At 36.8% G+C, this 14,871-nt stretch carries 12 protein-coding genes; all 12 read right to left on the bottom strand.

What is annotated here, in order from left to right; translation table 11 throughout:
- Window positions 1-11 precede the first annotated feature (11 nt).
- The 12 genes from RICGR_RS01530 to RICGR_RS01475 all read right to left on the bottom strand — a co-directional run bounded on the left by RICGR_RS01530 (window position 12) and on the right by RICGR_RS01475 (window position 14,849).
- Entirely contained in the window at window positions 12-1,430 is a 1,419-nt protein-coding gene (locus tag RICGR_RS01530; RefSeq protein WP_006035165.1) for an SGNH/GDSL hydrolase family protein, read from the bottom strand.
- Between the two features lie 38 nt (window positions 1,431-1,468).
- Entirely contained in the window at window positions 1,469-2,998 is a 1,530-nt protein-coding gene (locus tag RICGR_RS01525; protein WP_006035745.1) for a sphingomyelin phosphodiesterase, read from the bottom strand.
- 82 nt (window positions 2,999-3,080) lie between these two features.
- Window positions 3,081-3,995, bottom strand: a complete 915-nt coding sequence (locus RICGR_RS07390) for a TraB/TrbI/VirB10 family type IV secretion system protein (protein ID WP_240992184.1) — start codon at window positions 3,993-3,995, stop codon at window positions 3,081-3,083.
- Window positions 3,996-4,143: 148 nt separating this feature from the next.
- The gene (gene trbG, locus RICGR_RS01515; protein ID WP_006034899.1) at window positions 4,144-5,049 is read right to left on the bottom strand and encodes a P-type conjugative transfer protein TrbG; all 906 of its coding nucleotides are present in this window, start codon (window positions 5,047-5,049) and stop codon (window positions 4,144-4,146) included.
- Complete coding sequence (locus RICGR_RS01510; RefSeq protein WP_006035645.1) at window positions 5,039-5,719, bottom strand: VirB8 family type IV secretion system protein; 681 nt, start codon at window positions 5,717-5,719, stop codon at window positions 5,039-5,041. Before RICGR_RS01510 ends, trbG begins: the two co-directional genes overlap by 11 nt.
- Window positions 5,720-5,725: 6 nt before the next feature.
- A complete protein-coding gene (locus RICGR_RS01505) occupies window positions 5,726-6,763 on the bottom strand; it encodes a TrbL/VirB6 family protein (RefSeq protein ID WP_240992183.1) in 1,038 nt (345 codons plus the stop codon).
- Window positions 6,760-9,189, bottom strand: a complete 2,430-nt coding sequence (locus tag RICGR_RS01500; protein WP_006035470.1) for a TraG/VirB4 family ATPase — start codon at window positions 9,187-9,189, stop codon at window positions 6,760-6,762. The genes RICGR_RS01505 and RICGR_RS01500 overlap by 4 nt, the downstream gene beginning before the upstream one ends.
- A complete protein-coding gene (locus RICGR_RS01495) occupies window positions 9,179-9,526 on the bottom strand; it encodes a VirB3 family type IV secretion system protein (RefSeq protein ID WP_006035702.1) in 348 nt (115 codons plus the stop codon). The genes RICGR_RS01500 and RICGR_RS01495 overlap by 11 nt, the downstream gene beginning before the upstream one ends.
- A 6-nt stretch (window positions 9,527-9,532) precedes the next feature.
- A complete protein-coding gene (locus RICGR_RS01490) occupies window positions 9,533-9,832 on the bottom strand; it encodes a TrbC/VirB2 family type IV secretion system protein (RefSeq protein ID WP_040615089.1) in 300 nt (99 codons plus the stop codon).
- On the bottom strand, window positions 9,801-10,763 hold the full coding sequence (gene trbB, locus RICGR_RS01485) for a P-type conjugative transfer ATPase TrbB (RefSeq protein WP_006035891.1): 963 nt from the start codon (window positions 10,761-10,763) through the stop codon (window positions 9,801-9,803). Before trbB ends, RICGR_RS01490 begins: the two co-directional genes overlap by 32 nt.
- A 329-nt stretch (window positions 10,764-11,092) precedes the next feature.
- Window positions 11,093-11,962 (bottom strand): ankyrin repeat domain-containing protein, encoded by an 870-nt coding sequence (locus tag RICGR_RS01480; protein WP_006035840.1) that lies wholly within the window; start codon window positions 11,960-11,962, stop codon window positions 11,093-11,095.
- Window positions 11,963-12,125: 163 nt separating this feature from the next.
- Window positions 12,126-14,849 (bottom strand): NACHT domain-containing protein, encoded by a 2,724-nt coding sequence (locus tag RICGR_RS01475; protein ID WP_040615088.1) that lies wholly within the window; start codon window positions 14,847-14,849, stop codon window positions 12,126-12,128.
- Between the last annotated feature and the right edge of the window lie 22 nt (window positions 14,850-14,871).

Genomic DNA, 14,871 nt, shown 5'->3' with positions numbered 1-14,871 from the left:
CAGCTTGGATCCTATTCAGTGATTTCTTTGCAGCTAAAATGGATAAGTGTCGTTCCCGTACATTGAATGGTTGCTCCTAAGCCTTGAACAGGCCGCGGTAAATGGGAAAATATCATCGATTTACCGAGTACTGCATTCAATTTTACCGGTTGATCATAAGCGACAGAAACAAGCTTTTCACTATTTTTCAATAAATAATTATTGTGAGATCCACATCGACTATTTTTTTGAGAGACGTTTAATAGATACCACCCTTTATTGATAACGTGGAGATTATAACAAAAACCATTATCTTTATGGGGACGAGTTATCCTAAAATGCTTGTCTATAAAAGCTAAGAAGTGCTGAAAAATAACAAAATGTCCTTTTTTAGTCGGATGTAAAGTATCCCAAAATAAATAATGCGCCCCACATTTTTTATCCACAAATTCTTTAAAATGCTGAAGGCGGTAATCATGAGGATTCGGTAACGCATCCCTAAACACAGGAATAATGGCAACCATCGCGAATGGATTGTAACGATTAAGCGCAATAGATTCCCAATCCGAAAACTTCGGTTCTTGATGACGATAGAGACAAGAATGAACCGTATCCGTAATTTTATACTTCGCCTGTTCAGATGGATGGTTTATCAATTTTTGTAAAACGCGATTTAAATCATAAAAAAGAATCGCATGCCCTGCTGCTTGATTTTCGCGAACAAAGGCTTTTAATTCTTCATTATACGCGTGAGCATCTGCTTTTTTCAGCGCCGCCACTGCAGGTTGTTGGAAAATATATCGAGGAACTTCGGAAAAATCAGGAAGCCCTACCAGTATAATATGTTGAGCTCCTCTTTTTTCCATTTTTTGCACTTGGGCTTTCACACTATTGAAGGCTTTTTGGACGATATTATTTTGGTTTGCTTTTTGCACGTGACCTTCAATACAGGCTTTGGTCAGTTTTCCACAAAAATACATGTCTCCTGCCCATAATAAATCATTCGCGCCAATCCAGATAATAATTAAATCATCCGGTCGGAATCTTTTATGCATTTTCGTAAAGTCGTAAAGCTGGTTCCCCAGTGACCCCACTAAGTAATATCCCCAGTGAAAAATAGAAACAAGATCCATATAAGGAAATGCAGTAGCTCCGCCCACCGCATAATTTTCAATAAACTGTTTATCCTGAACGGTCGTATGGTACTGCTTTGCTAAATCGTCAATCCACAGATAACCATCAGAAAAACGACCCATAAAATAATTTTGAGCATTCGGTAAAAAAGATAACGTCGCCGCTTCAAGGTTTCCCGTGTCCGACAGGCTATCTCCAAATACATAGAGTTTGTGGATGGATGGAAGCCCCTGTGCTGGCGGGATAGGTTCCAACGCCAGCGTGTAGGGGACATAAAAAATGACTAAAAAAAGTATTATTCGCATTATTTTTTTCATTTTATGTTTTTCTTTACTTCAGAACGAACTCGAACTTTTTAGGTTGTCTTCTCCTCTGGAAAGGTCAATACGGATTCAAACATAAAATGATCGGATAAATCCAAATCACCAAACGGATTATGGAGAACCTGTAAACCTCCATCGTACATAATAGGGATAGCAGGCTCGCGAATCACTCGAATATGCGATTGTTGGGCTATTGGTGCGAGATAGCTCGTAGAATCAGGTAAAATATAATCTTCCATCTCTCCTTCTGGATCAGTATTCATTAGATTTTTAGTGGGATCGCTGCCAAAAGGAACTATCGAAATATTATTCCAACGGGGATAATGTTTATCGACCGTTAGAATTGTCTTTTGATATTCTTTACATTCTTTTCTAAGGAAACAGGCTTGATAATCAATATTCAGATCGCCTGCAATAATGACGGCTTGATTTTTATTAATTTTTTGTTTTTTTATAAATTGACGTAAGTGATTAAATTGTTTGTCACGCGCAACTTCGTCCCTTGCTGCTGTATGAGCGCCTTCAGTCGCTTGCAAATGGGTTCCAAAAATATTGTAAATGACATTTCCTTTTTTTATTTTAATATAAAGTGCGCCTTTAGCAGCACCACAATCCACCTGATTACATTCCTGATAAATCAGAGAATCCTTTTTTAAAATAGGCCAATGGCTATAAATAACGGTTCCACCACTTAAAGGGGCATGATCCATCGTCGGACCATATTGATACGGATAATCTCTTCTCATGAGTGTGCTCACTTCATTTCGATATTTTTTATCCATTAATTCTTCCAATACAACGACATCATAATGCGTAAGATTTAAAGGAATGAGCTGTGCGCGCATTTTAGCTTCGTTCATACGCATAGCCACCTTGGCATAAAAAGGCCAAAGTTGAACATTGTAAGTGCCGATAGTCAGTTGTGTGTCTTTATTGCTTCTAAAAAAGCGTTTTTGCGGCAATGACAGGACATAATCAAGTTCATTTGTGGATTGATCTGAAAAAAAATAATGGATAGCGGCCGCATAAAACGAATAATTCGAATGATTGCTCTTTAAATGATTGAGCTGGACTAACGCAACAGGATAGGGTAAGGGTTTTGATGTAAACAAGGGGTAATGCTTTTTATCGAGCGTTAATGATGTCGATTGAATGGATGACCCTACCGAAGCACCCGCAATGCGGGTTGTCACGAAAAAACGTGAAGCTCTATTTAACGGCGACGAAAAAATCGATCGGAAACAAAATAATTTCCCTTCATGCATCCCTTGACCATAATTAATATCAAAAATTTTTACTTTTTGATAAGGCGCAGCAACGCCCGAAAAAGCATGGTAATCACGTGGATCTAAACGAGCACATACATTTTTATGAATAAGGAGGGAACGATAATTCATCCGTTTTGCGGTATTATTATTAAAATAAATGCTATAACTTGCGTTTGCATTCGATTCAATCAAGAGCAGTGAAAGCGAAAAAACAGAAACACTTAAATAAAACGTTGTTCGGCTTTTATTTTTCTTTTTTGTGGAATGAAGCTTATTAAATATTATTTTTTTCATGGTTAAACCTCTTGAGTTATATCATGTTTTGAATCTAGATAATAAATTCCTCATTAAAAATAAATGAATTAAACAAAACGGCTTAAGCGTGATAAGGTTTTTCAAAAACCATATCGCGTGTTACAAAAATATTAAATTCATATCCAGGTGGTATGGTCAGTGTCGGCTGAATAGACAGATTTTTCTCAGCAATCCGTGAACTGGCATTGGCTAAATTAGTATCCAAATTTTCTGCTAAAACTTCTTTGGCCGTCAGTTGCGCCAGTGGATTATTATTCGGTGGCGCTAAAACCATCCCGCCTACGCCAATCACACTCATGAGCAGTGTTGAACCAAAAAGTTTCCAATAATGATTATTTATTTCACCTTTAAATCCTGCATAACCCACGCGGTCAACACCGGGCATACCGTGCAGATCAATACTTTGACCATTCGGAAAAATAATCCGTTGCCAAATAATTAAAATTCGCTGCTGACCATACGCAATTTGTGCGTCATAGATACCCGTTAATCGTGAACCTTGAGGAATTAATACATAATTTCCACTCGGTGAATCATAAACATTAGAACGAACCTGTGCGATAATTTGGCCTGGAAGATCGGAATTAATACCACTGAGTAAAATACCTGGGATAATGCTTCCACTTTGAAGTTCAAAAGGACTTTTTAAACCTTGTACGGATGAAATCAATGTATTATTTTTTACGTCGGATTCAGCATTCAATTTAATAAACGCGTACTTTTCATAGGGACCGTTTTTGTCGTGTGATGGCATCATCGCATTCACTGCAGATTTCATCACAGAACGCTCCGATGTGAGTTGATGTTCTCGAATGGGAGTAGCCATTGCCGTTAAATCATCGGCAGAAAATTGATTCACAGGCTTAACAGACTGGGGGATTACCGGTTTAATCATTTTTATGGGCAATGAAGCAACCTGTTGTTGTTGATACCAATGAATATCCGTCGGTTGTGTTGTTACGATTTTATCGGCCATGATGAACGTTCGGTGTTCTTTCTTATTATAGCGATATAAATTAGTCAGTATTAACGTGATAATAATGAATAAAAATATAATCGTAATAAAAACCCAGGTTTTTTTTAATGTGACGATTTTAAAAGGAAACGACAACCTATTCTCGTTTTTATTGATCATGGCTAATCATCAACCGAACTTGATTTCGACCCGTACCCAATACTAAAACAGCCTGCTTGAATAATTTATCCACAATAAAATAAGGCGCCTGATAACGATAATTCACTAATTCATTGGTTTTATGATCACCCAATACAAATAATATCGGCATATCTGTGCTGGCTATTGTTCTCGGAAATTGAATATATGTATGATTCCCATCATCAAATATGCGTGTCGGTGCCCAAGAAGGTAAAGAAAATCCTGTTTCATTTTTTAAATGATAATTAAAATTTAAGTGATTTAAAGCGATGCTCTCCCCCGGCTGACTTACTGGATTGGACACTTCAGTCTGAATTTCTTTTGGATACCAAAACCGGACGCTGCGCATGCTCTTACTGTCCGGATTGGCTCCCGAAACCAAACGCACGTTATAAATACGCTTATTGGTTGTAATCACCATGTTTGTACTAATTCCCGGCGCAGAAGGTTTAATCAAAATATTTTGTTGTAAATGTGATCCTTGACCTGAAGTCGCGACAGAGTAAGACCAACGACTGGGATCACCGGTAGAAATATTTTCAAATTTTTCGCCGGGTTCCAACGACAAAACGGTTTCTTGCAACGGAATGGTACTGATAACGGGTTGTTGATCCGCAACATATGCAAAATTAACAAATCCTTTACGCACAATGTTCGGTGCTTTTCCTGATTTTAAATAATGTTCAAACGCGTGTTCTAACGCAGGATCAGCGCCATACGTAAAATGATAATTCATTTTGTCAGGGCTGGTTGTTATCTGCAATGGAAATTCTGTTTTCTTAGCCGGAATAAAAATCGGCGCGGGCTGAGGAGTACTTGCGCAGCCGGATAGGAGTACCAGTAGCATCACTCCCGTTATTATTTTAATTATCATCGGAGGCTCCTCTTTCCATCTGTGACCAGGTAATATGAGTAATGTATACACCAAATGGATTCTCATTTATAAAATGTGGATTTATTTTTCCAAATTCATAGGTCAATAACCCTATCCAACGCGTAACACTGATGACATGATGATCGCGTCGGCTTGAGCGTGTTTCGTCCCAGGTCACTTGCCACGTATGCGAACTCAAGGGTATAGAATTCACGATGTGCACCGCAACAGCATACTGAGCACTTAAGCGAAAAGGGTCGTTTTTTTGATAGTAATCATTGAGAAAACGAATGGATTGATTGGCTGAAAACGCGTAAACCTTATCAAGTAAACTTTTTTCAGCCAGGGTATCATGAATCAGTGACCGTGAATTGATGATATATTGATTCATTGCAAAATTGATGATCCGTGGATTCGATGCGGCATTATCACGTAAACGGCGTATTGCATAAGGCATACCGCGATTCGTTTCGACAATAAACGGTTTTAACTGGGATTGCGTGGCCAATTTAGCCAACACAAGTGCAAAAATAACGTTTACCAATAGCGAAGAAAAAAAAGCATATTGCCATAAACGACTTGATTTTCGCATCGTGTGATAACGATCATTCCATTCTTTACGCCCTTCCGATCCATGGACATAGGGATTTTCGAGGGAAGAATTGACCATAATTTTTTACACGTTTAAGCCTTTTTTAAAATTATTTTCTGGTTTTAATCTTATTTTCGATCGGGTTAACTTACGAACAATGTCACTGAATTCTTTAGATAATGATCGATTGGACGCTGGCTGAACCCACATTGAATGCGTATTCGTATTCCATTGACTCTGATTCGGTAATAACCCTGGGTAGGTTAACTGATCGACTTTTTCAGTATTCGAATGATGTGCTGTGTGTACCGTTTGATGGTTATTCATTAACGAAGATGAGGGTATACCTGGTTTTATCTCAATAAAGCCCATCATAATACGACTCAAAGAGCGCGGAATATATTTTGATAACAACCAAAACAGTAATACGGATGCACTGATCCAAACATAAACATTCAGCTGTGTATATTGATTCGGTGCTAGCGCTGCAAGTTGTTTCATCTGATGCAAGCCTAAACCAATCACAAGATATAATCCCAACAATTTCATACACTGACATAAGATTGTATTTAAGGTTTGACAGGCGATGCGATCGTTTTGGGGTGCAAAGCCTAGAAAAAAACTAGCCATTGAAATCATGAATGTTGTGGTTATTAAAAGGACTAACACATCGAGAGTAATACTCAGAAATACAAATAACACCAATAATGAAACCAATAACGCAATAATAAATCCCACACCACCGGTTAATAAATTTCCTCCCGCAAGTGGAACCATCATTTTATTACTCAATTGAATTCCTGAAATAAGAATAGCTTGTGGTTGTAAATTTATTTGAGTTAATGTCCTTCCCATAAATAGCGTCGTTTGCAATAACTGCGTTAACCATTCAGGATGCGTCATGACCGTATAAAAAATACTAATCACAAAAAATTTTTTAATAAATGTAGGCATCGCCTGTGAAAACGTATCCTGATCAAAGGCATGCCATAAGGCCATCCACGCCAAATTAATTATCAACAACGTTAAAAATAATGCGTGCCCCCAAACCAACAAGGGATTAATATCGCTGCTAAAACTGGTCAAATAGTGAGTTATTAATGCGTTAAAAGACTTCATCACCGATAAGCGATAAGCTCCTCCTGCTGTAACCAATGCGATAACCAATCCGATGCATAAGTCGCCCTACACCGTAATAAGGCATTGGTTTTTTCACGTGACAAGCCAACAAACGCTAACGTTAAACGTTCTAAGTTTAAATCAATTAATCGATGACCTTCTGGACTCGTTAAATAATAATGTTGTTTAGGGATTGAATGCATAATAATTTCTAATTGTCGTTCTGTTAACCCAATCTTTTGATAGAGTGTCTTAATTTCAGCATCCATACTGGGGTGAGGTAAAAAAATCTTGGTGGGACACGATTCCAAAATAGTCGCTGTCGTTTCTGTTAATCCTTTATTCGAAGGATCATAAAGATCAGCCAACGATTGGGTTGCAAATACCACGCGTGCATTTTTTTTCCTGCAGGTTTTTAACCAATCTTTAAGCTGACGAACAAATAAAGGGTGTGAAACATAAAGCCATGCCTCTTCTAAAATGATTAAACGAGGACCTTGTCGGTGGTTATCTTCCAAACTGGTCGTAATACGATCAAAAATAGTTCGAAGGAGGGGGATAGCTATCTCCGGTTTTTGTTTTAATACCCACGACATTTCAAACGTCTGTAAATAAGCATCCGTCTGTATCGCATTGCTGCTTGCATCCAATAATTTAAACTGACCTTCCAGCGTGTAGTAGTTCAAAGCTGAACGCACCACTTCATTTTGAATTTCAGAACGAAAAACAGTCAACGTACGACTGTGCTTATGATTATTTTCGGCTAATGAAGCCACCACGCTGCCAATAGCGTGACGTATTTCAGGCGTCAAATTTACATTTTGTAAAAAAACAAGATCTTCAATAAATTGTATGGCACGTAATTGTTTCGCTTCACTGGACAAATCCTCTAACGGGCAAAAAGCTAACGTTTCACTTTGACCGATATCGTAATGATAACCTTCTAAGGCTGCAGTCAATCCACGTTGAGAATAGTCTTTATCAAAAACAAAAATTTGCGCACCGTGATAACGTAAAAATTGTGCGATTAAAAAGCCCAGATAGGTTGATTTACCTGAACCGGTCGGACCCAATATCACCTGATGTCCGACGTCTTCCACATCCATATGAAAACGAAACGGGGTTTTTCCGCTCGTTTCTGCATAAAAAACGGGAGGAGAACACGCTGGTAATAAAGATTCGGTTGAACTATACGTGGCACCTGTCCATACGGTTTGCAACGGCAATACATGTGCCAAGTTCATCGAATTAATAAATACACGGCGTAGATGACAGCTTCCATGGCCCGGAAGTGTACCCAACCATGCATCAAATGCATGAATGTCTTCCTGTACACACGAAAAACCTGATTGTTCCAAATAAGCGGTAAGATCGCGTGCTGCCTGTATTAATAAAGGGATATCCGGATGCATTAATACAAGAGCGCTTGACCAATACCCAAATCGGGTACGCGCACTCCGATTAAGCGCGCTGGCCGCCATGGCTTGTTGACTCATTTGCATCGCATCGTGATCCACTTTATTCGATACTTTTCCCCACAAGGCTTCTTTTAAAACGCCCGAAAATCCTCGAATTTTATTGTTCCAATTACGAACATAACGTTTGATTTCCCGTTCCGCTGTTGCTTCACTGAATGGAATAAAACGATTGGACCAACGATAAACTAAAGGATAAGTCCCGAGTTCTTCTAATAACCCAGGTATGGTTTCTTCATTGAGATAACCTATTATTGATAATAGAAAAATAGTATTTTCGCCGACCCGAGGATGATAGCCTGCAACGACCGATCGACTGGCTAATACGACATCTAAAAAACAACCCTCAGGCGGCATCGAAGCGGGTGCAATTTCGCCTGTAATACATAATTTCAAATAACTCAATAAATCGATACTACTGAGTTTTTCTAAACTAAATTGCGCACGGAGCAACCCAACACATCGATCTACATTCTTCAGAAAACAATGTAATAAATAAGTTAGATCGTGATCCTTTTCATTTCCTAAACCTTCAATAAACCAGTGACGCGTTTTTTTAACGACTGATAATGGAAATTTCCATACAAAACTTAAAAATTGTAAATTTTCATAATGATTTCCAAGCTTTTCATACGTCCGTCGTCGTTCTTCGTCAATAAGCTCAGCCACTTTACTTGGAAAAACAGCCGCCGCGGAATAATTTAAACTGGGGATACGCACTTCATCGACATGCAACATCCAACCGTCTTCTAAAATCCCTGCCATCCGATTGACGACGACTGTCAATGCATCTAACTGCCCCCGAGACGCTGAATAAAGATCAGGACCACGAAAGCGATACGCCATCAAAAATGCACCATCTTTATTAATAATAACGCCATCATCAACAAAATGAGCATAATTTAATAAATCAGAAAACCCCATTGAATGAGGGTGACGTTTCTTATTCCACATTAAAAAACCCTCGTTTGCCGTGGTAAAAAGGGACACTGGGTTTAATGAGCGTACTTTTTGCATGAACACTGGGGTGTGCGGGATAATAATCTTGATAATAAATATGTCGCCGATAAATCGCGAGTATTTGTTTGTCCAACCGGGTGATATAAACACTGATTAAATACAGCAACATAAAAATAACAACTGCAATCAAATCCATCAACCCATTCAAATGCGCAGACACTGCAATCGGTAAACATAACCCCATCAATAAATAAAATAATTGAGGCTCCACACCGAAAACATGAAAATGTCGATTAAGCGATTTAAAATAAAGCGAGGAAGAAGCCTGCATAATCTTTCAAGCGCCAAATAAAGTAGTTACAAAACTCGTTGCAGAAAACGCGATAGATAACCATAAAACAATATTAATTAATTTTTTAAATCCATCCCCCCATTCCCCAAAAGCTAGCATTAAACACGTTACCACAATCATGATGACCGAAACCGACATAAGAAAAGGCCCTGTAATGGCATCTTTTAAACGATTTAAGGTTGACGTAAAAGGAAGGTTAACATCATCTGCATGAGCGAGAGGAATCCAAGCCAAGCACCCACTAATGAATATTTTAAGCCAATTTTTTAAATATAAATTGTTCATTTTGAAAGGACTCTAACGTTACTATTTCGTGAATAAAACCTTTTTGATGTCCCTTTCGGTGAATAAATATAACGGCATCAATGGTCTGGGCCACTAATTGTAAGGGAGGCGTTGTCAGCTTATTTTCCATCGCCAAATCTAAGATCCGTTGAATCGCTTCTTGTGCTGAATTCGCATGCACGGTGCAGAAACCACCAGGACAACCGGTATTCCATGCTTTCAACATATCTAATGCTTCTGCACCACGAACTTCTCCGATTAAAATGCGATCCGGTCGCATACGCATAGCCATACGCACTAATGCGGTCATCGTTACGGTTGAGCTCGTTAACAGTGCAACTTTATTTGAAGACGCGCATTGTAGCTCGGGTAAATCTTCTAAAATAAGCAAACGCTGTTTACCCTCTTGTCGTACTGCTTCTGCAGTTAACGCATTGATTAACGTTGTTTTTCCAGAACCGGGTCCTCCTGCAATAAGAATATTTTTTCTTTTTTGTATTAAATCGCGTAATATCGCATTGTGTTTTTTATTCGCGCGACCGGTATTTAAATAATCATCTAACGTAAAAACAACGTCTGATCGTTTACGAATCGTAAAACAAGGACCTAAGACAATAGGAGGGATCTGCGCAATAAAACGCTGCCCTTGCATACCGTTAAAAAAAGGTAATTTGGCTTCAAGATGAGGATGATGTTGATTAATCACTGCATTATGTAAACCGGCAACCGCATGGATGATTGAATAAACTTGATTTTCAGATAAATGTGTGATAGGGAGCAAGCCCTTCTCGCGGCTATCAACCCAAAGTTTACCATCCGGATTAAGCATAATTTCATGAATTTTTTTATCCTTTAAACAGCCAATAATAGGCTCGCCGAAATCATGATATAACTTTTCACAAAGACGTCGCTGAGATTCAACATTACTCATAAAAATAGGTGGGGCAAGTTAATGGAAACCTAGGGGCTACGACTAAAAAACCATTATTCCAGTCAAGGAAATCGTTTGGATTTATAAGCTTTTTTGGCCACAAAAGGGTCTGAATAAGGAAAAGAACTGCAGGTAAACAGAGCACATAAAGATACATAGCGCATTTCTCAACTTATTATTTTTAATTAACCTACTGTCCAGTTAGCATAAACTAAATTGAACATTTATTCAATAATAAAATTAATATACTATTATTATATAAAAAAAACAAATAAGCTATATTCACACCCCCTTTTTTTCGCTTGTGTTGTTTGGGTCAGCCGGTCAATCTAGCGTGAATAATGGACGGCTTCCCTAAAAGACGCTAAATCATCCTGATTCAAATACGCTAGAATTTCCCGATCTAATTCTTCAAGACCTGTAAGCGGTCCTGTTTTCGTTAAACGTTTTCTTTCAAGACCCATTATAATGTGATCGATCATTTCATTTCGTGCCCTCGCCTCTTCAAACTTTTTCTTAATTTCAATGCCGTAGTATGGATAGTGATTAATAAAATCGACTTGATTCATCATTTTTTGTATCGCTTCATTACGCGACATTGTCGCTAATTGATGGATATTCTTTAAAGTGCAGAAACTAAACAAACTCACTCGACCAAAAACCATTTTTTTTAACGATTCCATTTCCTGAAGTCTATTTTTACAGTCATCCCAATAGGCGGATAATGCTTCGTGTTGTTGTATACTCGCTGGTTTTATTTCCCCTCGGTTTTGTACGAATACTTCATCAATAATTCGTTTGGCAAATTCGTTTCTATCACTTTTTTCTACTAAATAAGCCCATATTCCTTCATTATCGCCCGGAGAAAATAATTGAGCTCCTCTTTTTTTTAGCAACTCGATTATCGTTGTTCTGCGATGGGCGACTGCGAGCAGCAAGGGTGATATTTTAAAATGGTCAACCATATTAAGATCCGCATTATTTTCTATCAGTAGATTAACTATTGCCGTAGAGCCATTTATACAGGCAATACTCAAAGGGGTAACTCCATAACGATCCTGTGCATTAAGGTTAACTCCCTTTTTTATCAGAAATTTCACGAATAGGATGTCCCCTTTTTTACACGCATGATGTAATGATGTCGATTTATTTTCGCAATTATTCGCTACGTTAATCGGCGCATTGTTCTCTATTGGCATGATCATTCCTTACCTTATTCCTCGTCATTTCAAAGTTTGTTTTAAGAGTTTTCCTGAAACAGCCATCGTTTCACATTGAACCGTGTTTATACAGGAATGAAATTAAAATTCACAGAGAATAAACTTAAAAATAAAAAACCTAATTCCACGAATAAAAATAAAGTTAAAGAAAATTGTGTGAAATTTCAGTTATAACATCCTTAGAATCGATATCTTCAGTTGTAGCACTATGTCCACTGGATAGATAACTCGATGTACCCTTATCTCTACGACTCATAGAATAAAAGCCCAATCTTCCTTTAGACAACCCCCGTTGAACATGAGATGTTTCTCTTCTTATGTTGGTCAAAGAAGAGCTTCTCGCCGGTAAATAAAACTCTTGCTCAGAAAGAAGGGATGAAGAAGAATGGCTTGATCGATCTTCAACACTTTCCGTGTAATCAGTTATTTTTTCTTGAACCGATTCTAAGAATACTTTAATTTCATTTCTTCGACTTGGGTTAAAATTAGAAAAATAATTGAAAAATTCCTGATGAATAAAGGCGTAACTAATATTACCTGGCATTCCATAGGCACGTACAACGATACACCCTTGATAACCGTATTTATATTGCTTAAATTCGTCATCGTTTTCAAAAAGTATGGGGTTGTAATTTTTAGAAAAAAATTTTTTTAATAATAATGCTTGTTCGAATGATATTTTTAAACAGCTCTTTTTCTTGATAATTTGCTCTGGGAAAAATAGATTATTAAATAAATTTTCATCGATTTCAAACATATCAATTTCTTTCATTAAAACGGCTAAATTAGTCACATAATTTAAAAAACAATCGTAAAGTCTTTGTTGGTTGATATGGGTTATCCCTTTTCTGAATTTAAAATTTTCAGCCATTTTCGTATACATTACATGGGTATAGATATGAAACAAATCGTCGTATATATATTCAGGCCCGGTTACAATACCGCTTTGAAAATAAAATTTTTCAAGTGGGTTAAGAATCTCCATCGCAATCTTTAATAAAAAAGGTTTATCTGTTAATTTCTCCAGATTAGAAATTGCTTTAATGCGTTGATAAATTTTTTCATTCTCCTCAATGAATGAAGAAAATAAATTTATTTTTTTATATTCGCTAATGTAATTTAATTTTGATTCCTCATTGAAAAGAGCTATATTTATAACAAGCGGTTCTTCGTCATTAATTAAGCTCAGCACGTTAAGCGAACGCGCTGTAAAAATAAAATGACTCGAGGAAAAATTTTTAAATAGCGTGGCGAACAATACGTCAAGTTCTAAATTTAATTCGACATCATCTATTAAAAAACAAAATGTTTGTTTTCTTTTTAATACATACTCAATTTCTTCATCATTAAATTTATAATAATCTTTTAATAATTGTTTACTATTGACTGTTTTAAAATTTTTATTTCTAAGTCGAGAAACACGCATATAAAAAGGAATTACGGCGCTTTGTATTGAAAAAAAAAAATTCTTTACTATAAACTGGGACAAATAGATCAAAAAACTTGTTTTACCAACGCCGGATTCACCCAAAATCAATAAACTTTTTTGTTTGTTGGTTTGAATAAAAGAAATAACTTTTTCAACCAAAGAAAACTGAGTTTGATGCGGAAAATCAAACTCAAAATAGGCACGCAATGGGATATAAATTTCAAAAATATCTGCAGCTTCCAGATCTTTTTTTAATCGATTATAAATAGCCGATAGCCTATCTTCGTCACTCACTTCTTGTGAAACCTCATGCGTTTTCATCGGTTTACTTTGAGTTAACTGTCCCGTCATAACTTGCATAAATAAATTTAAATCGCTAATATTTTTTTTAATATCCATTAGCTCTTTTTTTAATTCATTCATCTCTTGATAAATTCTATCATCAGTTTTATTTATCGATATGCTATTTAATTCAAAAAATATTTTTTCCTTTTTTTCATCCAGTTCTTCTTCTTTTAAATGAAAAAGTGTTAAGGTGTTTAATGTACTTTCTGAAACAGATGCAGATTTAGTGTATTTTCTGTTGTCAAGCAACGTTATTTTATCCATGCCCCAGGGGATAGATTCATCGGTATCTTCCTCCCATTTAAAAATAAGTCTAAAATCTGTAAGGTCGTGCGCATTATTTCTTTTATAGCAATACATTTCATTCTCAGAAACCCATTTTAATATCGGCGTATCTTCATAAAAACGTTTTGTACTGATGTTATTATCTAATATATGGCCTAAATGCCGCTGAGGTATGGAAAATATATTGCGATATCGTTTCGATTTTCCTAAAATAATTGCTTTAAGAATATTTGAAACGCTTAAAAAATCTTCTTCTTCTAATAGTGATGGGTTTTCACTAAAAAAATTAAACATTCTCTCAACCGCATCACGTGCTAACTTTATCAACGCTAATTCATGATTTTTTTGAAACGTAGCTTCTCTAAATTTAATTTCAAAACTCTTAAAAACTTCAACGCTTGCAACAACGAGATTTTTTCTTATTTTTAATTTATTGTCTTTATTTCTTTGGTAAATCATTAAAAGATTTATCATTCGAAATAGTTTTCTTCTATTATAATGAACACCCAGGTCAACTGCAGATAACGATGCTAAAGGTAAGAGCAATGAGGAAATTGTAGGCGCGCCAACAACCGCTCCTACTGGAGCACCTACTGTAGCGCCGGTAGCACCCAGCAAGGTCCCTGTCGTAATTATTCTAATAACACAGCTCGCTAAATCAGCCCATTTTCCCGATTTTGGTATTTGCTCAATTAAATTACGGGCATACGTTGTTAAAGAATCTTCAAGAAAAAAAACAAATACCTGAGTAAAACTTTCTAAATATCTATCGCGCTCATAATCAAGCGGCTCGTGATCAAGCGGCATAACAATTCAATAATCCATTATT

Origin of the sequence: Rickettsiella grylli, assembly GCF_000168295.1 — a bacterium.
Lineage (GTDB): Bacteria > Pseudomonadota > Gammaproteobacteria > Diplorickettsiales > Diplorickettsiaceae > Aquirickettsiella > Aquirickettsiella grylli.
This window is presented reverse-complemented; position numbering and strand designations above follow the sequence as displayed.

Bases quoted from the DNA above. Each gene is read 5' to 3' on its own strand.
- RICGR_RS07390 (WP_240992184.1), bottom strand. From the start codon at position 3,995: ATGGCCGATAAAATCGTAACAACACAACCGACGGATATTCATTGGTAT.
- RICGR_RS01480 (WP_006035840.1), bottom strand. From the start codon at position 11,962: ATGCCAATAGAGAACAATGCGCCGATTAACGTAGCGAATAATTGCGAA.
- trbB (WP_006035891.1), bottom strand. From the start codon at position 10,763: ATGAGTAATGTTGAATCTCAGCGACGTCTTTGTGAAAAGTTATATCAT.
- RICGR_RS01500 (WP_006035470.1), bottom strand. From the start codon at position 9,189: ATGTGGAATAAGAAACGTCACCCTCATTCAATGGGGTTTTCTGATTTA.
- RICGR_RS01510 (WP_006035645.1), bottom strand. From the start codon at position 5,719: ATGGTCAATTCTTCCCTCGAAAATCCCTATGTCCATGGATCGGAAGGG.
- RICGR_RS01490 (WP_040615089.1), bottom strand. From the start codon at position 9,832: ATGAACAATTTATATTTAAAAAATTGGCTTAAAATATTCATTAGTGGG.
- RICGR_RS01530 (WP_006035165.1), bottom strand. From the start codon at position 1,430: ATGAAAAAAATAATGCGAATAATACTTTTTTTAGTCATTTTTTATGTC.
- trbG (WP_006034899.1), bottom strand. From the start codon at position 5,049: ATGATAATTAAAATAATAACGGGAGTGATGCTACTGGTACTCCTATCC.
- RICGR_RS01475 (WP_040615088.1), bottom strand. From the start codon at position 14,849: ATGCCGCTTGATCACGAGCCGCTTGATTATGAGCGCGATAGATATTTA.
- RICGR_RS01525 (WP_006035745.1), bottom strand. From the start codon at position 2,998: ATGAAAAAAATAATATTTAATAAGCTTCATTCCACAAAAAAGAAAAAT.
- RICGR_RS01495 (WP_006035702.1), bottom strand. From the start codon at position 9,526: ATGCAGGCTTCTTCCTCGCTTTATTTTAAATCGCTTAATCGACATTTT.